This window comes from Pseudomonas sp. O230 (assembly GCF_045447035.1).
Taxonomy (GTDB): Bacteria; Pseudomonadota; Gammaproteobacteria; order Pseudomonadales; family Pseudomonadaceae; genus Aquipseudomonas.
Genome location: NZ_JBJGXN010000001.1, coordinates 1 through 18,633, shown reverse-complemented (window position 1 = coordinate 18,633; position 18,633 = coordinate 1). Strand labels below are relative to the sequence as shown.

At 58.8% G+C, this 18,633-nt stretch carries 21 protein-coding genes; 7 read left to right on the top strand and 14 right to left on the bottom strand.

Annotated elements, in window-relative coordinates; translation table 11 throughout:
- The first annotated feature begins 127 nt into the window (after nt 1-127).
- On the top strand, nt 128-1,129 hold the full coding sequence (locus ACI77H_RS00105) for an LLM class flavin-dependent oxidoreductase (RefSeq protein ID WP_407009810.1): 1,002 nt from the start codon (nt 128-130) through the stop codon (nt 1,127-1,129).
- Nucleotides 1,130-1,192: 63 nt separating this feature from the next.
- Here ACI77H_RS00105 and ACI77H_RS00100 read toward each other — a convergent pair whose 3' ends face one another.
- Both ACI77H_RS00100 and ACI77H_RS00095 read right to left on the bottom strand, forming a co-directional pair.
- On the bottom strand, nt 1,193-1,417 hold the full coding sequence (locus tag ACI77H_RS00100; RefSeq protein ID WP_407009809.1) for a DUF1161 domain-containing protein: 225 nt from the start codon (nt 1,415-1,417) through the stop codon (nt 1,193-1,195).
- Nucleotides 1,418-1,540: 123 nt separating this feature from the next.
- Nucleotides 1,541-1,756, bottom strand: coding sequence for a dodecin (locus ACI77H_RS00095; RefSeq protein ID WP_010465710.1), 216 nt, complete (start codon nt 1,754-1,756; stop codon nt 1,541-1,543).
- Between the two features lie 157 nt (nt 1,757-1,913).
- On the opposite strand from ACI77H_RS00095, the gene ACI77H_RS00090 reads away from it, so the two are divergent.
- Nucleotides 1,914-2,240, top strand: a complete 327-nt coding sequence (locus ACI77H_RS00090; protein ID WP_008027738.1) for a YqjD family protein — start codon at nt 1,914-1,916, stop codon at nt 2,238-2,240.
- Here ACI77H_RS00090 and ACI77H_RS00085 read toward each other — a convergent pair.
- Complete coding sequence (locus ACI77H_RS00085; RefSeq protein WP_407009808.1) at nt 2,237-3,130, bottom strand: LysR family transcriptional regulator; 894 nt, start codon at nt 3,128-3,130, stop codon at nt 2,237-2,239. The genes ACI77H_RS00090 and ACI77H_RS00085 overlap by 4 nt on opposite strands.
- A 112-nt stretch (nt 3,131-3,242) precedes the next feature.
- On the opposite strand from ACI77H_RS00085, the gene trpB reads away from it, so the two are divergent.
- The 3 genes from trpB (at nt 3,243) to ACI77H_RS00070 (ending at nt 5,840) form a co-directional block, all read left to right on the top strand.
- A complete protein-coding gene (gene trpB, locus ACI77H_RS00080) occupies nt 3,243-4,463 on the top strand; it encodes a tryptophan synthase subunit beta (protein ID WP_407009807.1) in 1,221 nt (406 codons plus the stop codon).
- Nucleotides 4,463-5,275, top strand: coding sequence for a tryptophan synthase subunit alpha (gene trpA / locus ACI77H_RS00075; protein ID WP_407009806.1), 813 nt, complete (start codon nt 4,463-4,465; stop codon nt 5,273-5,275). The genes trpB and trpA overlap by 1 nt, the downstream gene beginning before the upstream one ends.
- Nucleotides 5,276-5,396: 121 nt before the next feature.
- Nucleotides 5,397-5,840: an anti-virulence regulator CigR family protein gene (locus ACI77H_RS00070; RefSeq protein ID WP_407009805.1), complete on the top strand. Its 444-nt coding sequence runs from the start codon at nt 5,397-5,399 to the stop codon at nt 5,838-5,840.
- Nucleotides 5,841-5,893: 53 nt separating this feature from the next.
- On the opposite strand, the gene ACI77H_RS00065 is transcribed toward ACI77H_RS00070, so the two are convergent.
- The 11 genes from ACI77H_RS00065 to ACI77H_RS00015 all read right to left on the bottom strand — a co-directional run bounded on the left by ACI77H_RS00065 (nt 5,894) and on the right by ACI77H_RS00015 (nt 15,977).
- Nucleotides 5,894-7,855: a DUF4105 domain-containing protein gene (locus tag ACI77H_RS00065; RefSeq protein ID WP_407009804.1), complete on the bottom strand. Its 1,962-nt coding sequence runs from the start codon at nt 7,853-7,855 to the stop codon at nt 5,894-5,896.
- Nucleotides 7,852-8,172: a DUF2388 domain-containing protein gene (locus ACI77H_RS00060; RefSeq protein ID WP_407009803.1), complete on the bottom strand. Its 321-nt coding sequence runs from the start codon at nt 8,170-8,172 to the stop codon at nt 7,852-7,854. Before ACI77H_RS00060 ends, ACI77H_RS00065 begins: the two co-directional genes overlap by 4 nt.
- A gap of 27 nt (nt 8,173-8,199) precedes the next feature.
- On the bottom strand, nt 8,200-8,508 hold the full coding sequence (locus ACI77H_RS00055; protein WP_407009802.1) for a DUF2388 domain-containing protein: 309 nt from the start codon (nt 8,506-8,508) through the stop codon (nt 8,200-8,202).
- Between the two features lie 103 nt (nt 8,509-8,611).
- Nucleotides 8,612-8,929 (bottom strand): DUF2388 domain-containing protein, encoded by a 318-nt coding sequence (locus ACI77H_RS00050; RefSeq protein WP_407009801.1) that lies wholly within the window; start codon nt 8,927-8,929, stop codon nt 8,612-8,614.
- A 144-nt stretch (nt 8,930-9,073) separates the two neighbouring features.
- The gene (locus ACI77H_RS00045; protein WP_407009800.1) at nt 9,074-9,283 is read right to left on the bottom strand and encodes a DUF1127 domain-containing protein; all 210 of its coding nucleotides are present in this window, start codon (nt 9,281-9,283) and stop codon (nt 9,074-9,076) included.
- A gap of 256 nt (nt 9,284-9,539) precedes the next feature.
- Nucleotides 9,540-9,755 (bottom strand): DUF1127 domain-containing protein, encoded by a 216-nt coding sequence (locus tag ACI77H_RS00040; protein WP_007902752.1) that lies wholly within the window; start codon nt 9,753-9,755, stop codon nt 9,540-9,542.
- 319 nt (nt 9,756-10,074) lie between these two features.
- The gene (locus ACI77H_RS00035; protein ID WP_407009799.1) at nt 10,075-11,568 is read right to left on the bottom strand and encodes an acetyl-CoA hydrolase/transferase family protein; all 1,494 of its coding nucleotides are present in this window, start codon (nt 11,566-11,568) and stop codon (nt 10,075-10,077) included.
- Between the two features lie 180 nt (nt 11,569-11,748).
- Complete coding sequence (locus ACI77H_RS00030; RefSeq protein WP_407009798.1) at nt 11,749-13,182, bottom strand: NAD(P)(+) transhydrogenase (Re/Si-specific) subunit beta; 1,434 nt, start codon at nt 13,180-13,182, stop codon at nt 11,749-11,751.
- A complete protein-coding gene (locus ACI77H_RS00025) occupies nt 13,182-13,505 on the bottom strand; it encodes an NAD(P) transhydrogenase subunit alpha (RefSeq protein WP_007947884.1) in 324 nt (107 codons plus the stop codon). The genes ACI77H_RS00030 and ACI77H_RS00025 overlap by 1 nt, the downstream gene beginning before the upstream one ends.
- Nucleotides 13,506-13,520: 15 nt before the next feature.
- Entirely contained in the window at nt 13,521-14,642 is a 1,122-nt protein-coding gene (locus tag ACI77H_RS00020; protein ID WP_407009797.1) for a Re/Si-specific NAD(P)(+) transhydrogenase subunit alpha, read from the bottom strand.
- 435 nt (nt 14,643-15,077) lie between these two features.
- Complete coding sequence (locus ACI77H_RS00015) at nt 15,078-15,977, bottom strand: LysR family transcriptional regulator (protein ID WP_407009796.1); 900 nt, start codon at nt 15,975-15,977, stop codon at nt 15,078-15,080.
- A 157-nt stretch (nt 15,978-16,134) separates the two neighbouring features.
- Between ACI77H_RS00015 and ACI77H_RS00010 the strand changes: the two genes are divergently transcribed.
- Entirely contained in the window at nt 16,135-17,316 is a 1,182-nt protein-coding gene (locus tag ACI77H_RS00010; protein WP_010465741.1) for an acyl-CoA dehydrogenase, read from the top strand.
- A 13-nt stretch (nt 17,317-17,329) separates the two neighbouring features.
- The gene (locus tag ACI77H_RS00005) at nt 17,330-18,550 is read left to right on the top strand and encodes a CaiB/BaiF CoA transferase family protein (RefSeq protein ID WP_407009795.1); all 1,221 of its coding nucleotides are present in this window, start codon (nt 17,330-17,332) and stop codon (nt 18,548-18,550) included.
- Nucleotides 18,551-18,633 lie beyond the last annotated feature (83 nt).

Here is an 18,633-nt window from a genome sequence, read left to right as displayed (position 1 = left end):
CGTAGGTTTTTTTGCCTCGGCTATTGAAACTCGGGTATATGCCCTCATTGCATAAAGCACGCTTATGGATTCGGCAGGTTTTCGTTTGTAAGAAAAAACCTGCGACCTCAACTGGAGAAGCAGGTTTATGAAACGACTGTCCGATATCAAATTCTCGACCCTTGATCTGGTGCCCGTGCGCGAGAACGGCAGCGCGGCCCAGTCGCTGCGCAACTCCCTGGACCTGGCACAGCACGTCGAAAAATTCGGCTACAACCGGTTCTGGGTGGCCGAGCACCACAACATGGACGGCATCGCCAGCTCCGCCACCTCGGTATTGCTTGGCTATCTGGCGGGCGGCACGTCGACCATTCGAGTCGGCTCGGGCGGCGTGATGCTGCCCAACCACGCGCCATTGGTGATCGCCGAGCAGTTTGGCACCCTCGAGAGCCTGTATCCGGGCCGGATCGACCTGGGCCTGGGCCGCGCGCCCGGTTCCGATCAGATGACCGCCCGCGCCTTGCGCCGTGAGCGTTCTGGCAGCGCCGACGATTTCCCTGAAGATGTGGCGGAGCTGGTGCGCTACCTTGGCCCACGCACGCCGGACCAGCGAATCATTGCCATGCCGGGCACCGGCACCAACGTCCCGGTCTGGTTGCTGGGGTCGAGCCTGTTCAGTGCACAACTGGCGGGTGAGCGCGGTTTGCCCTACGCCTTCGCTTCCCATTTCGCACCGCGCTTCATGCACGAGGCGATTCGCGTCTACCGCAATCACTTCAAGCCTTCAGCGGTATTGGACAAGCCCTACGTGATGCTTGGCGTTCCACTGGTTGCGGCTGACACCGACGAGCAGGCTGAGTATCTGGCAACTTCGGTTTATCAACGCATCCTCGCGTTAATGCGTGGCCAGAGCCTGGTGCAGCGTCCGCCGGTGAAAACCATGGATGGCCTGTGGCTGCCGCATGAGAAAGAAGCAGTCGGTGATTTCCTGGGACTGGCAATGGTGGGCAGCCCGCAGAAAATCCGGGCGAAGCTGGAAGTACTGATCGAGCAGACCCAGGCCGATGAGCTGATTTTCACCTGCGACTTGTACGAACACGCCGATCGCGTGCATTCCTACGAGCTGCTGGCGCAGGTCATGAAAGGCTGACACTCAAACAGCGCACATAAAAAAGCCGACGCAATCGCGTCGGCTTTTTACGTCTGTACGGGATCAACCGCGTTTATAGACTATTTCTTTAGTGCCTTTCTCACAGGTGCCGACGACTTTTCCGTCAGCAGCAGCGCCTTTATCGACAATTTCCAGTGAGTAGTTCGACGCGCCTTTGGCATCGATCTTCGCTGCAATTTCGGCTTTCAGCTCTTCACACGGCTTGCCGTCAGCTAACGCTGCACCCGCAAGGCTCAACAAACCTACCGCCAACATAAACTTCTTCATCGGTCGCATTCCCTGGTCGGATCAAAGGGGAGCATCCAGCCATCAGCCGGATGCACTCATGTAGCGCTTTGCCATTCCCTATGGCACTCGGCCAGCGCGCAAGTTCAGAAGCCTAGCGCAAACTCAGCTGCTGGCAATCCGGAACCCGACTTTGAGCGTCACCTGGAAGTGTGCAGCCTTGCCGTCCTTGATGTGCCCGCGGGTTTCGGTCACTTCGAACCATTCCAGGTGCTTGATGCTTTTATTGGCTTCGGCCAGTGCGTTGTTGATGGCGTCTTCAATGCTGCTGGTGGACGAGCCGACGAGTTCGACTTTCTTGTACGTGTGATGGTCAGTCATGGCGTTCTCCTCAGGGTGTGAAATACAGCCTAGCAGTGATTTTTCGTATTACTTCTGTCGGCCTTCGTGACGCAGAAGTTCAGATTTACTGCACTTTCTCGAACCCCTGAAGTCCCAACCAACACACGCCACTCATCATCAATGCAGGAGAGCCACCATGGCCAACACCTCTTTACGTAAAGCCTCATTGCAAAGCATGGAAGCCGAGATCGAGAGTTTGCTGAAATCTTTGGAAAACCTGAAGGACGATGCCTCGGACGAGTCGCGTAAAACCCTCAAGGCGTTGAAAGCCAACGCAGAGAGCGCACTCAAGCATTCGCGTCATTTGCTCAGCGATGCGTACGAAGAAGTCAAAGTCAAAACCCGTGAAACCGGGATCGCCACTCGGGACTACGCCCAGGAACACCCTTGGACTACGGCCGGTGTCGCTGTCGGTGCATTGGGTCTGCTGGCGGCTTACTTGCTGTGCAAACGCGGCGACTAATCTACTTGGCGCAGTTCGTTTTTGAGCCACTGCGCCAGTTGCCGAGCGCGCCCGTCCGCAGCGCGCTTGGGTAGCCACAACGCCAGTTGCGCCGGGGTTTCACTGAAGCCCCATGGCGCAACCAGGCGACCCGCCTTCAAGTCCTCGACCACTAAAGGTTCAGGGGCAATCGCAACACCCAGGCCGGCCACTGCCGCCTCCAGCAAATAATACAAATGCTCGAAACCCTGCCCGTACTTCAACGCTTTGGCGTCGAGGCCGCTTTGCTGCGCCCAGCTTGGCCAGGCCTGCGGACGTGAAGTGGTGTGCAGCAACGGCTCGTTCAACAATGCGCTGGCCGGCGCTTGTTTAAGCCGTTGGTAACCGGCGAAGCGTGGGCTCATGACCGGGCCGATGCGTTCGCTGGCCAATTCGTAAACCTGCATGTCGGCAGGCCATGGCGGCTCGGCGAACACCAGCAAAGCGTCCAGCCCAGGACGACGGGGGTCGAGATCGCCTTCTCCGGCAGAAAGGTGCAGGCGCAGGTCTGGCAGATCAGCATTCAACCGGCCCAAACGCGGAATAAACCAGCGCGCCAGCAGGCTTCCCGAACAGCCGAGCACGAACGGGGCGTCGGCGGTGCTTTGGGTCAATTCGGCGCAGACCGTGCGCAAACGCTCGAAGGCTTCAGCGCTGGCATCACGCAATCGCACGCCGGCATCTGTGAGTTTAAGGCCGCGACCCTCCTTGATGAACAGACTGACGCCGAGATGCTCTTCGAGCACTTTCAATTGCCGACTCACCGCCCCATGGGTGACGTGCAGCTGTTCGGCGGCCTGGCTGACGCTGTTCAGGCGGGCAGTGGCTTCGAAGGCGCGAAGGGCGTTCAGCGGGGGAAGGTCATGGCTCATGGGATCTGTGAGTTTTCCTGACAGGTTGCGGCGATCTTATCGGTTTTCAGCTCGGGACGTCAGGGGTAGAGTGAGCGTCATTGTCATCTCACGAATCCAACTGGAGCGACCCATGACCCAGACTCATCTGCGCAACGGCCCCGACGCCAACGGCCTGTTTGGCTCGTTCGGCGGCCGCTACGTCGCCGAAACCCTTATGCCGTTGATCCTCGATCTGGCCCGCGAATACGAAACGGCCAAGGAAGATCCGGCATTCAAAGAAGAATTGGCCTACTTCCAGCGCGACTACGTCGGACGTCCAAGCCCACTCTATTTCGCTGAGCGCCTGACCGAATTCTGCGGCGGCGCGAAGATTTATCTCAAGCGTGAAGAGCTGAACCACACCGGCGCGCACAAGATCAACAACTGCATCGGCCAGATCCTGCTGGCGCGGCGCATGGGCAAGAAACGCATCATCGCCGAGACTGGCGCCGGCATGCACGGCGTGGCAACCGCCACCGTGGCCGCGCGTTTCGGCCTCGATTGCGTGATCTACATGGGCACCACCGACATCGAGCGTCAGCAAGCCAACGTATTCCGCATGAAACTGCTGGGCGCCGAAGTGATCCCGGTGGTGGCCGGTACCGGCACCCTGAAAGACGCGATGAACGAAGCGCTGCGTGACTGGGTGACAAACGTCGACGACACGTTCTACCTGATCGGCACCGTGGCCGGTCCGCACCCTTACCCTGCCATGGTCCGCGACTTCCAGGCCGTTATCGGCAAGGAAACCCGTACTCAGCTGCAAGCTCAGGAAGGTCGTCTGCCGGACAGCCTGGTCGCGTGCATCGGCGGTGGCTCCAACGCCATGGGCCTGTTCCACCCTTTCCTTGATGACAAGAGCGTCGAAATCATTGGTGTCGAAGCGGCCGGTTACGGTATCGAAACCGGTAAGCACGCAGCGAGCCTGAACGGTGGCGTACCGGGCGTACTGCACGGCAACCGTACCTTCCTGCTGCAGGATGACGACGGCCAGATCATCGATGCGCATTCGATCTCCGCCGGCCTCGACTATCCAGGTATCGGTCCGGAACACGCCTGGTTGCATGACATCGGCCGCGTTCAGTACACCTCGGTGACCGATCACGAGGCCCTCGAGGCGTTTCACAAATGCTGCCGTCTCGAAGGGATCATTCCTGCACTGGAAAGCGCCCATGCCCTGGCCGAAGTGTTCAAACGCGCACCGACCCTGCCGAAAGATCACCTGATGGTGGTCAACCTGTCCGGCCGTGGCGACAAAGACATGCAAACCGTGATGCACCACATGGAACAATCAAAGCAGGAGAAACACTGATGAGCCGCCTGCAAACGCGTTTTGCCGAACTCAAGGAACAAAACCGCGCCGCCCTGGTGACCTTCGTCACCGCTGGCGACCCGAGCTATGACACTTCCCTGGCGATCCTCAAAGGCTTGCCCGGTGCTGGCGCCGACGTGATCGAGCTGGGCATGCCCTTCACCGACCCGATGGCCGACGGCCCAGCGATCCAGCTGGCCAACATCCGCGCCTTGGGCGCCAAGCAGAACCTGGCGAAAACCCTGCAAATGGTTCGCGAGTTCCGCGAAGGCAACAGCGATACGCCGCTGGTGTTGATGGGCTACTTCAACCCGATCCACATGTACGGCGTGCCGCGATTCATCGCCGACGCCAAAGAGGCCGGTGTGGATGGTCTGATCGTGGTCGATCTGCCGCCCGAGCATAACGGCGAGCTGTGCGATCCGGCCCAGGCTGCCGGTCTGGACTTCATCCGTCTGACCACCCCGACCACCGATGACGTGCGCTTGCCGACCGTTCTGAACGGCAGCTCCGGTTTCGTTTATTACGTGTCTGTGGCCGGTGTGACCGGTGCCGGCGCGGCAACGCTGGAGCACGTTGAAGAAGCCGTTGCGCGTCTACGTCGTCACACCGATCTGCCGATCAGCATCGGTTTCGGTATTCGTACACCGGAGCAAGCGGCGTCCATCGCGCGCCTGGCCGATGGTGTCGTGGTGGGGTCGGCGTTGATCGATCACATCGCCAATGCGACGACGCCGGATCAAGCGATTGATGGTGTGTTGAGTCTCTGCGCGGCGCTGGCGGACGGCGTGCGTAAGGCTCGCGTCAGTTGAAGGTAAAGTTCCTGATACAGAGGAATTAGAGCCTCACGGCACAGACTAAACAGCAAGACCGAGGGCTTCAGGACTACGTTCTGAAGCCCTTTTTGCTGTGTGTGCCGTGAGGAAAGATCCGATGAAAATGCCGAAACGTCTGATTGCCAGCCTGGGCGTACTGATGCTCAGTGCCACGCCGTTGCTGCACGCTAGCGCTGATCAGCGCGACGATCATGACCGCGGCGGTCAACAACAGGACCATTACGACAATCGTGGCGATGACCACCGCGGTCCGCAGGACAATCATCGCGGCGGCCCACCACCACGGGACTTTGGCCCGGTGCGCCAGACGATCCGCGACAATCATGGCTATTTCGTACGCGGTGCACCGCCACCTCGCGGCATTCATCTGGAGCGTGGTCGGCCGTTGCCGCACGGTTACTACGGTGAACGCCTGGACAATCGCGCGCTGAGCCGGTTGCCGTATTACCAGGGTTACGAATGGCGCCGCGCGGGTGCTGACATTGTGCTGATCGCCGTGGGTACCGGCATCGTTTATGAAATTCTGGAAGGGGTGCTTTGATCTAACCTGCAGGCAAAAAAAGGCTTCGCGGTTAATCCACGAAGCCTTTTTACTTATGGCAACTCCAGTCCGCCCGACGCTTTGTGCAATTTGCGCAAATGCTCGCCAACCTGCTTCAGGTTGGCTTCGTTGGCAGCCATCTCCGCCGCACGGCTCGGTTCGAGCAGCGCTCTCACTTCCTTGTCCAGGTCGCCGGTCAGCGCCTGAAGCTGCTTCTGCCGCAGGCTGCTTTCCGATTCCAGGCGTTGCCACTCGCTGGGCTGCGGCAAGCCATAACCGCCGGTACCGAGCAGCTCCGCCGGACGGCTGAGGAAGCCACTGTTGGCGAGAATCTGCTGCAACGTCGCATTGGCCTTGTCCATGCCGCCGTTCTTCAATTCCCGCGCACCGAGATAGCGTTGCTTTACTTCGTCCTGGGCCAGCACCAGTTGTTGTCGGAACGCCGCCTGCTCCAGTAGCAGCAAAGCCGCACTGGTGCGCAGGTCTGCCTGATCAATCCAGTTACGACGCTCTTCAGCCTTCAATGCCAGCCAGTCTTCGACCTTGTCCTGTTTGATCGGCAGGTGTTTTTTCAGCACCTCGAACATTGCTTGATAGCGATCGCGGAAAGAGTCGAAGCGATAGCCCAAGCGCAAGGCTTCACGAGGATCGTCCAGCACGCTGGTATCGGCCAGTCCTCGTCCCTTGAGCACTTCCAGCAAGCCGTTGGGCATGATGTTGTCCAGCCCGACCAGCTTCGCGTTGTTGGTGCCGCTGCGCAGCAACTTCAGGCCTTCTACCGCACAGTTGTTGGACAGGAAGAAGTAATTACCGTCGTAGCTCCAGTGCATCTCGGCGGCATGTTCCACCACGTCTTCGATCTCGTTGCGCGACAGGTTCAGTGGCACCGAGGCGAGGCTGCGCAATTCGGTTTTGGTGTACTCATCGATGACCTGGGCCAGCGGCAGGACAAACAGGCGCGACGGGTATTTGCCGACCAGTCCATCCCAGCTCGACAGCTGTACGTCGCCGACAAACGCGCGATAGGACAACACCAGATGCTGATCCAGGTCCAGCCGGCAATCCGGCCCGCGTGGCCGGCCGGGAGCACAGATCACCAAGCGCAACATGCTGTGGCCCCAGCGGCTGACCCAGTTCTGGTTGGCTTCGGCCAACAGATAGTCCACCGCATACACCCGCTCCGGATCGACCTGACCCAAAGGCTGTTTGGCGAAGTCATTGCCGGCGTTGAGGAAGGCGAAGGATTTGCCGCAGGTGTCTTTGGCGGCGGGAGCCCAGCCGAAATGCTCTTTGTAGTAGCGGTAGAGCGCAGGGCGGCGACACGCGTAGCTTGGGTCGAGGAGGAAATACTCCATGTTGACCGCAACGAACTCTTTGGGGCTGCTGGTCTCGTAGATGTCCGGGCTGCGGGCAATCTGCCGGTTGTACTGTTCGCGCTCGCCACGACGGCCCACGTATTGTGGCCAACCCGCGAGGTCGAGCAGGCGCGGGTCATCGCTGAGGGTAAAGCGTCGGTCGGACTGGCCGCGGCACTCATCCGGGATACCGATCAGGCCGGAGCTGCTGCTACGCCGGGTGCAGCGCTGGATCAGCGTGCGTTCGGCGGCTGGCCAAAACCGCGAGCGGTCATAAATGTGGGTGAGTTCGTGCAGTACCGTGGCCAGCATTTCCCGGCGTACTGTGCCGTGGGGGCGATAGGTCTTCTTGGTTTCGGCGCTGCCGTCGGTGAGGCTGGCGAGCAGGTTGCGGTTCAGGTCGAGTTCGGACACCAGCGATGCCTGGCCGTAGGCGTTGCTCGGCATGTCATCGGTCCAGCCGACGTCGATGCGCCGATCGAGTTGCTCAATGAACCGCGGCGGCAACGCCTGCATGGCTTCATCAAGCAGAGCCTGGCTGGCCTGCTGTTGCGCGGGACTCAGACCTTCGGTCTTGAGTTGTAATTGCAGCCCGGCCTGAGCGGTGTTGCCAAGCAGCAACATGGCCCCGGCCAGAAGCCAGGCATTTAGCGACCTCACAGTGCGAGGATGGCTTCGGCAAGTACCTGATCACTGGCGTCCCGAGCTTCCGGCACGCGGGTGCGCAATAGGTTCAGCGCTGCTTCCAGATGCGCGCCTCGGATATCGCCATCACTGGCGACGAAACTGGCGGCATCGTCGTGGGCTTCACGGACGATTTTCGAATCACGGATGGACGTCGTCGTATCGGAAGTGAAATCAAGGGTGCGGCGAGTGGCGTTGATGAGGATGTTGCTGGTGGCAACCAAGGTGTGCGCCTGGGCTACGTCGGCCAACAGCAACAGGCCAAGGATGGCGACAATCAGCGGGCTACGCATGGAACAACTCCGGAGGGACGAGGATAACTATTGGACGAGAATAGCGTGTGCCAGTTCAAGGTCGCTTGCATGAAGTTTTGGCTGGGTGCGGCGCAGGTGAATCAGGGCGGATTCAAGTTGTGCGCCTCGCAACTGGCCGTCACTGGCGATGAACGACGCTGCGTCATCCCGGGCAGCCAGCAGCAACTTACGGTCGAAGGGCGCGGAGGTCACCATGCTGGTGGCGTAGCCGGTGGCTACGAGGCCTTGTGTCGTCAGGTCAAAGGCATGAGCCGAACCGGCCCAACTGGCCGCCATGAAAACCGGAGTGATCAATAGACAGGTAAGAAAACGCATGAGACTCGACTGTTGAAAGCGAGTCCCAAGGCTAGCGCAACGCCCGATTTAGAGCCAGTGCCGAAACATCGGGACACGTTGGCGTGTCCCGGATGACGCTTAGTCAGATAGTCAGGATGGCCTGAGCCAGTTGTGCGTCTGTCGCGTTCAGTTGAGGTGCCTGGTGGCGAATGTGGTCCAGTGCGCTTTCCAGTTTCACGCCACGAATGGCGCCTTCGCTGGCGACGAAGCTGGCGGCGTCGTCACGGGCCGCGCGTACGATCTTGTCATCGCGAAAGGACGAGGTGACATCGGAAGTGGCATCGGACGTGGCCTTGAGTGCACCGACGACGGCATCGGTGGTCACGATGAAGCTGGTGGCGTGGGAATTGGCAGCCACGGCAAGCAGGGCTGCAACGCTGAGCAGACGAAGACGGGACATGGTGTAACTCCTTTGGGTAAACCGAGTGAGAGGTGGCGCGGTATCTGTTGAGTCAGACGCCTGTCGCGCAGTCATCGCCACGTTCTGAATGGATATTAGGCTTGTCGGTGTCGGTTCGCACAGTCCCGTCTGTTCAAGCGTAGGTCAGCGCCAGAAAGGCTTATCCAGCTCTCTGACACGATCTGAATGACTGAGGCCCAGGTCAGACAGCTGTCTGCCGTCGAGCTGCGCCAGTAAACGCCGGGTTCGGGCCCTTTCGAGACTGGCGGCGAGGCTTTTGAACAATCTCCCAAGCCAGGTAGACCGAGGCTTGGATTGTGAAGTGATCGCGGTGAGATCCAGTAGCTGATCCATGGTGCAGTCCTTTTGCTGGCAGGTCGGGATTTCATGATGATCCCGCCCGACACCCCGGGACAGACACACTCCATCAAAATTGTACTGGTTCAGTTTGAATTGTTTTTTAACTGTACCTGTCGTTGTCGATGCCTATTGTTTTGAGGATTTCGTGGCCCAAAACGACAAAACCCGTCGTGGTTTCCCACGACGGGTTTTGTTTGTTCAATTCGGGTGCTGGCGGTTGACCTTAAAGATCAGAGCCAGCGACGCTAACTTAGCGCCAGAACGGCTTGCTCAGCTCTTCGTAGCGTTGTGCTTCGCTAATCCCGGCGTCAGCCAGCAGACGCGAATCCAGGCGAGCCAGTTGATGGCGGCTGGAGATGCGGCGCTGCCACAACATCAGGTTGGCGATAACGCGAAGAGGCATGGAAGCCTGGGTTTTTGCAGCAGTATCTTCGAAGAACAGTTCGGAACTGAGTGTACGTTCCATGGTTGACATCCTTCCGCTTGTGGCGGGATTAGGTAGTGGTTTAACTGATGCCAATGATCCTCTCGTTTGGCCAGTCTCTCTAGATACAGTTCACCTGTATTGTGAGGGACCAGTTAACTGTTAAAGGGTGGTGTACTGGTCGAAATTGAGGCAACTGTACCTATAGGCACTGATATGGTGCAATTTTTGTGATTTGGGTCGGAAAGGTAGGACATTGCGGTAGGAAAAGACCAGTACAGCAGTACAGTTTTAAACACATTCTTGCTTGGCAATAGTCCGCTGACGAAACTGTGTTTGCGTCAGCGGCTATCTGTATCAATTACCTTGGCAGCATTCGTCCGGTTTCTTCCAGGTTGATGTGCCAGCTCAGCGCGTCACGCAGGATATGCGGGGTGTGCCCGCCGATGACGCAGGCGGCGGTGAAGTAGTCATCCAGTGCTTGGCGATAGTCCGGGTGTACACAGTTATCGATGATGACGCGAGCCCGCTCCCGCGGTGCCAGCCCGCGTAAGTCCGCGAGGCCGACCTCGGTCACGAGGATGTCAACGTCATGTTCTGTGTGATCGACGTGGCTGACCATCGGCACCACGCTCGAAATCGCGCCGCCCTTGGCAATCGATTTGGTCACGAAGATCGCCAGGTGTGCGTTGCGCGCGAAGTCGCCTGAGCCACCGATCCCGTTCATCATCCGCGTGCCGCAGACGTGGGTGGAGTTGACGTTGCCGTACAGGTCGAACTCCAGCGCGGTGTTGATGCCGATGATGCCGAGGCGGCGCACTACTTCCGGGTGGTTGGAGATTTCCTGTGGGCGCAGGACCAGTTTGTCCTTGTAGCGTTCCAGGTTGCCGAACACATCGGCGTTGCGGCGGCTCGACAAAGTGATTGAACTGCCCGACGCAAAGCTCAGCTTGCCGGCGTCGATCAGGTCGAAGGTCGAATCCTGCAACACCTCGGAATACATGGTCAGGTCTTCGAACGGCGAATCGATCAGTCCGCACATCACCGAGTTGGCAATGGTGCCGATGCCGGCCTGCAACGGGCCGAGCTTGTTGGTCATGCGCCCGGCCGCCACTTCCTGCTTGAAGAAGTCGATCAGGTGGTCGGCAATGGCCTGAGTATCAACGTCCGGCGGCAGCACAGTCGACGGCGAGTCGGACTGATTGGTGATGACGATCGCGACGATCTTTTCCGGCGGAATCGGGATAGCGGTGCTGCCAATGCGATCGTCCACTTTCACCAGCGGGATCGGCGTGCGGGTGGGGCGATACGTCGGGATATAGATGTCGTGCAAACCCTCGAGGTTCGGGTTGTGCGCCAGGTTGATCTCGACAATTACCTGTTTGGCGAAAATCGCGAAGCTGGCCGAGTTGCCCACCGAAGTGGTCGGCACGATGTGGCCTTGCTCGGTGATCGCCACGGCTTCAATCACGGCGATGTCCGGCAGTTTCAGCTGCTGATTACGCAGCGACTCCACGGTTTCTGAAAGATGCTGATCAATGAACATCACTTCGCCGGCGTTGATCGCCTTGCGCAATGTGCTGTCGACCTGGAACGGCATGCGTCGCGACAGAACGCCGGCTTCGGTGAGCTGTTTATCAAGGTCGTTGCCCAGGCTGGCGCCGGTCATCAGCGTGATTTTCAGCGGGGTGACTTTGGCGCGTTCGGCCAATGCATGAGGCACGGCTTTGGCTTCGCCGGCGCGCGTGAAACCACTCATGCCGACGGTCATGCCGTCCTCAATCAGCGCGGCAGCGTCAGCGGCGCTCATCACCTTATCCAACAACGAAGGCAAGCGAATACGATCACGGTACATGGATTGTTATCTCGGGCAACGGAAGCAAGGTGTGCAGTCTAGTGATTTCAAAAAAAATCCTCCCGCTACCATGGTCGAATGCAGACCCCTGATTTAGAGCCTTTGGTCGGGTTTCACGGGGAATAAAAAAACCCCAGCCTACTAAAGGCTGAGGTTTTGGGTATTGCGCTGGAGCAGTTTTTACTCGACGGCTTTGACCATGTCTTCGATGACTTTCTTGGCGTCGCCGAAGACCATCATGGTTTTGTCGAGGTAGAACAGTTCGTTGTCCAGACCGGCATAGCCGCTGGCCATCGAGCGCTTGTTGACGATGATCGTCTTGGCTTTGAACGCTTCGAGAATCGGCATCCCGGCAATCGGCGATTTCGGATCGTTCTTCGCCGCCGGGTTGACCACGTCGTTGGCGCCGAGCACCAACACCACGTCGGCCTGGCCGAACTCGGAGTTGATGTCTTCCATCTCGAACACCTGGTCGTAAGGCACTTCCGCCTCGGCCAACAGCACGTTCATGTGACCAGGCATGCGACCGGCGACCGGGTGGATCGCATATTTCACGGTCACGCCGCGATGGGTCAGCTTCTCGGTCAGCTCTTTCAGTGCGTGCTGCGCCCGTGCTACCGCCAGGCCGTAGCCCGGAACGATGATCACGGTATCGGCGTTGGTCAGCAGGAAGGTCGCGTCGTCAGCCGAACCGGATTTCACCGGGCGGGCTTCCTTGGCGCCCACCGGGCCAGCATCGGCCGTATTGCCGAAACCACCAAGCAGCACATTAAAGAAGGAGCGGTTCATCGCCTTGCACATGATGTACGAGAGGATTGCACCGGACGAACCCACCAGCGAGCCGGCGATGATCAGCATCGAGTTGTTCAGCGAGAAGCCGATACCCGCCGCTGCCCAGCCGGAGTAACTGTTGAGCATCGACACCACAACCGGCATGTCCGCGCCACCGATCGGGATGATGATCAGCACGCCCATCACGAAGGCCAATGCCAGCATCAGCGCGAAGGCACTGAGATTGCCGGTCAGCATGAAGGTGATACCCAGCCCCAGTGTCGCCAGACCCAGCAGCAGGTTCAGCTTGTGCTGGCCAGCGAACTGTACCGGTGCACCCTGGAACAGACGGAACTTGTACTTGCCCGAGAGCTTGCCGAACGCGATCACCGAACCGGAGAAGGTGATTGCACCAATCGCAGCGCCGAGGAACAACTCCAGGCGATTACCGGCAGGAATCGAATCCCCCAGTTGTTTGACGATGCCCAGCGATTGCGGCTCGACAACAGCAGCGATCGCGATGAACACCGCGGCCATACCGATCATGCTGTGCATGAAGGCGACCAGTTCCGGCATCTTGGTCATTTCAACGCGCTTGGCCATGATTGAGCCGGCAGTACCGCCGACCAGCAAGCCGACGATGACGTAGCCGATGCCGGCGGTCGCGAGTTCAGCGCCCAGCTTATAGATCAGGCCGACGGTGGTGAGGATCGCCAACGCCATGCCGAGCATGCCGTACAGATTGCCGCGCCGCGACGTGGTCGGGTGCGACAGGCCTTTGAGGGCCTGGATGAAGCAGATGGACGCGATCAAGTAGAGCGTCGTTACGAGGTTCATGCTCATTACTTAGGCGCCTCTTCTTTTACGACTTTCGGGGCTTTTTTCTTGAACATTTCAAGCATCCTGCGGGTCACCAGGAAGCCACCGAATACGTTGACTGCTGCCAGGGCCACGGCCAGGGTGCCCATGGTCTTGCCTAGCGGGGTCACGGTCAGCGCCGCCGCCAGCATGGCGCCGACGATCACGATCGCCGAAATGGCGTTGGTCACCGCCATCAGCGGCGTGTGCAGTGCAGGTGTAACGTTCCAGACCACGTGATAACCGACATAAATCGCCAGCACGAAGATGATCAGGTTGTAGATACCGGGGGAGATAAGCTCTTCCATCGTCTGAATCCCTGCTTAGGCGTTTTTGCGGATGACTTGGCCGTCGCGGCACATCAGGCACGCGGCGACGATGTCGTCTTCGAGGTTGATCTCGAACTGGCCTTCTTTGTTGAAGACCAGCTTCAGGAAGTCCAGCAGGTTGCGCGCGTACAGGGCCGAGGCATCTGCCGCGACCGCGCCGGCCAGGTTGGTCGGACCGCAAATGGTCACGCCATTCTCGATCACCACCTGATCGGCCACGGTCAGCGGGCAGTTGCCGCCCTGGGCTGCAGCGAGGTCGATGACCACCGAGCCCGGCTTCATCTGCGCCACGGTTTCCGCGCTCAACAGCGTCGGTGCCTTGCGGCCCGGGATCAGTGCCGTGGTGATGACAATGTCAGCCTGCTTGGCGCGCTCGTGCACGGCCAGTGCCTGACGCTGCATCCAGCTCGCAGGCATCGGCCGTGCGTAACCGCCGACACCGACAGCGCATTCACGCTCTTCATCAGTCTCGTAAGGCACGTCGACGAACTTGGCGCCGAGGGATTCGATCTGTTCCTTAACCGCAGGACGCACGTCAGATGCTTCAATCACCGCACCCAGACGTTTCGCGGTAGCGATTGCCTGTAAACCGGCAACACCGGCGCCAAGAATCAGCACGCGCGCGGCTTTCACGGTGCCCGCCGCGGTCATCAGCATTGGCATGAAGCGTGGATAGTGGTGAGCGGCCAGCAACACGGCTTTATAGCCGGCGATGTTCGCCTGAGAGGACAGCACATCCAGGCTCTGGGCGCGGGAGGTGCGCGGCGCGGCTTCCAGCGCAAACGCGGTAATGCCGCACTCGGCCAGCTTGGCAATGGTTTCATTGCTGAACGGGTTGAGCATGCCCACTACAACGGTACCGCTCTTGATCAGAGCAAGTTCGCTGTCGCTGGGGGCGACCACCTTGAGAATCAGCTCGGCACCAAACGCATCGTTGGCGCTGCCAATGGTTGCGCCTGCCGCTTCATAAGCACTGTCGACAACGCTGGCATTAATGCCCGCGCCGCTTTGCACAGTGACTTTATGACCCTGGCCGATCAGCTTCTTGATGGTTTCCGGGGTTGCAGCAACCCGTGTTTCACCCGTCTGGGTTTCGAGAGGAACACCAATGTGCACGTCAAATCTCCTGCGTGATCTTATTGAGTAAACCCAGGCACTTCGGATGGTGCGGCTGGGGCGGCCGATCAGCACGATCCCGCCAAATCAGGGCGGGGCGCGGCATTTTGCAGGCGAACTTTGTGCCCTTCAAGGGATTATGACGGGTGACGGAAAATTAACTACAAGTCACCCCGTGACCGAATGTCGCAACTAACTGCTTCAATCCCTTGCAGGCCTTGCCTCGTAAGGACTTTGGCGAAAATTCAAAAAATTCCCCATCGGTAAGGTGAATGCAGTGTTATTGCCAGTGAATAGCGGCTCAAGGCCACGTTTTTAGGCGCTTGTGGGACGTTTGTACCGTTTCTCGGTACAGTCTGCGAAATTGCGACAAATACTTATATCTGTAGGGCTTTTAATTTGCTGACTACGGAGTCAGCTAATGGCGTAAAGCCTTTAACCCTCAAGGCTGTAGCTTTGTGCCTGGCTCACCAGCCAGTCGCGAAATGCCTTCAAAGACGCCGATTCGACCTTTCGCTCAGGAATCATCAAGTAATACGCCTTGATGCTGGACAGCGCCTGAGCGTTGGCAATCACCAGGCGCTTCTCCGCCAGTTCGCGCTGAATCAGGAACGGCGGGATCAAGGCAATTCCCATGTCATGCATCGCCGCTTGGGCAAGCATGGAGAATAGCTCGTAGCGCGGTCCTGTCATGTCGCGCGGGATATTGAGATTTTGCGAGTTGAACCATTGGCGCCAGGCATAGGGGCGAGTGGTTTGTTGTAACAGGGGCAGTTCGGCGATTTCTGCTGGTGTGAGGTTTGTCCTTTTTTTCAGTAGGTTGGGGCTGCACACCGGCATCGGATTTTCGCCCATCAGTCTGTGGGATTCAGTGCCTGACCAGTCCGCATCGCCAAAGTAAATCGCGGCGTCGAAATCTGTATCGGCAAAAAGAAAGGGGCGGGTGCGGTTGGTGAGGTTGACCGTCACTTCCGGATGTTTTTGCTGGAAGTCCTTGAGTCGCGGCAGCAGCCACTGGGTGCCGAAGGTCGGCACAACAGCGAGTTCAATCACGTTGGTCCCCTGTTGACCCATCACTGACAGAGTGTCCCGCTCTACGGCGTCCAACTGTGTGGCTACGCGACGGCTGTAGGAAAGTCCGGCTTCAGTCAGCTTCACCCCACGTCGCGAGCGTCGGAACAATTCCACACCGAGGAAGTCCTCAAGGCTGGCGATCTGTCGGCAGATTGCTCCCTGGGTGAGGGAGAGTTCCTGGGCTGCCTTGGTAAAGCTCTCGTGGCGTGCCGCTGCTTCAAAGCTGATCAGGGCGGTTGTGCTGGGGATCTTCCTGCGCATGTACGTCAACCTCACTAATGCATTGCATAAAAGCTGTTTCTCGACGTTTCGGAGTGAGAAATTAGCACAACAGTATGCAAAAACCTCGTTTGCCGTGGCGACAAACCCGGCCTAGGATCAGTCCACGTTATTTGACCCGATTCGAGAGGAAACACTCATGGGCGGTAAAGCTAGCTTCAACTGGATCGATCCCCTGCTGCTGGATCAACAGCTCACCGAAGAAGAACGCATGATCCGCGACACCGCCGAGCAATTCGCTCAGCAGAAGCTCGCGCCGCGTGTTCTTGAAGCTTTCCGTCATGAAAAGACCGATCCGGCGATCTTCCGTGAAATGGGCGAAGTCGGCCTGCTGGGCGCAACCATCCCTGAGCAATATGGCGGCAGCGGTCTGAACTATGTCAGCTACGGTCTGATTGCCCGTGAAGTGGAGCGCGTCGACTCCGGCTATCGCTCGATGATGAGCGTGCAGTCCTCTTTGGTGATGGTGCCAATCAATGAATTCGGAACCGAAGCCCAGAAACAGAAGTATTTGCCGAAACTGGCTTCGGGCGAGTGGATTGGCTGCTTCGGTCTGACCGAGCCTAACCACGGTTCCGACCCGGGCGCGATGATTACTCGTGCACGTAAAGTGGAAGGCGGCTACAGCCTGACCGGCAGCAAAATGTGGATCACCAACAGCCCGATCGCCGATGTGTTCGTGGTCTGGGGCAAGGATGACGCGGGCGACATCCGTGGCTTCGTTCTGGAGAAGGGTTGGAAAGGTCTGAGCGCGCCGGCAATCCACGGCAAAGTGGGGCTGCGTGCATCCATCACCGGTGAGATCGTCATGGACAACGTGTTTGTCCCTGAAGAGAACATCTTCCCTGACGTCCGCGGTTTGAAAGGCCCGTTTACTTGCCTGAACTCGGCTCGTTACGGCATTTCCTGGGGCGCGCTGGGCGCGGCCGAGTTCTGCTGGCACACCGCTCGCCAATACACCCTGGATCGTCAGCAGTTCGGTCGTCCGTTGGCCGCTACTCAACTGATCCAGAAGAAACTGGCTGACATGCAGACCGAAATCACCTTGGCTCTGCAAGGTTGCCTGCGTCTGGGTCGTATGAAAGATGAAGGCACCGCTGCGGTCGAGATCACGTCGATGATGAAGCGCAACTCCTGCGGCAAGTCCCTGGACATCGCTCGCATGGCGCGTGACATGTTGGGCGGTAACGGGATCTCCGATGAGTTCGGCGTGGCGCGTCACCTGGTCAACCTGGAAGTGGTGAATACCTATGAAGGTACGCATGACGTCCACGCGCTGATCCTTGGTCGTGCTCAGACCGGCATCCAGGCGTTCTATTAATAGGAGAACGGCCATGGGCGCGCTTTCGCATCTACGGGTACTGGATTTGTCGCGGGTGCTGGCCGGGCCTTGGTCCGGGCAGATACTGGCGGACCTTGGCGCCGAGGTGATCAAGGTCGAGCGTCCGGGCAATGGCGATGACACGCGTGCCTGGGGGCCTCCTTTCCTGAAGGATGCCTATGGCGAGAACACCAGCGAGGCCGCCTACTACTTGTCGGCCAATCGCAACAAGCAATCGGTGACCATCGACTTTACGCGCCCGGAGGGGCAGAAGCTGGTGCGTGAGCTGGCGGCGAAGTCAGACATTCTGATCGAGAACTTCAAGGTCGGTGGCCTGGCGGCTTATGGGCTGGACTATGAGTCGCTCAAGGTTGCCAATCCGAATTTGATTTACTGCTCGATCACCGGGTTTGGTCAGACCGGTCCTTACGCCAAGCGCGCGGGTTATGACTTCATGATCCAGGGCTTGGGCGGCCTGATGAGCCTGACGGGGCGACCTGAAGGGGATGATGGTGCCGGGCCGGTCAAAGTCGGCGTGGCGCTGACGGACATATTGACCGGGCTCTATTCGACCGTGGCGATCCTCGCGGCGCTTGCGCATCGGGATCAGGACGGAGGCGGTCAGCATATTGATATGGCGTTGCTGGATGTTCAGGTGGCTTGTCTGGCCAATCAGGCGATGAACTACCTGACGACGGGCAATGCACCGAAGCGTCTGGGCAATGCGCATCCGAACATCGTGCCGTATCAGGACTTTCCTACAGCAGATGGCAATTTCATCCTCACTGTGGGTAACGACGGGCAGTTCCGAAAATTTGCGGAAGTGGCCGGGCAGCCGCAATGGGCGGATGATCCGCGCTTTGCGACCAACAAGTTGCGAGTGGCGAATCGGGCTGTGCTGATTCCGTTGATCCGCCAAGCTACGGTGTTCAAGACCACTGCTGAGTGGGTGTCACAGTTGGAGCAGGCAGGCGTGCCCTGTGGCCCGATCAATGATCTGGCTCAGGTGTTTGCCGATCCTCAGGTAAAGGCGCGCGGTTTGGCGATCGAGCTGCCTCATGCCTTGGCAGGGATGGTGCCGCAGGTGGCGAGCCCGATTCGTCTGTCCGAGACGCCGGTGGAGTACCGCAATGCGCCTCCGTTACTGGGTGAGCATACGCTGGAGGTGTTGCAGCGGGTGTTGGGTCTGGATGCGTGTGCGGTGGCTGCGTTTAAAGACGCCGGAGTGCTCTGAGGAATCCTTCTATATAGAGGCGTGTTTTTGCTCTCCTATATAGAGGGAAGCACGCTCTTTCCAGGCTTTCTGGAAGTTGTTGG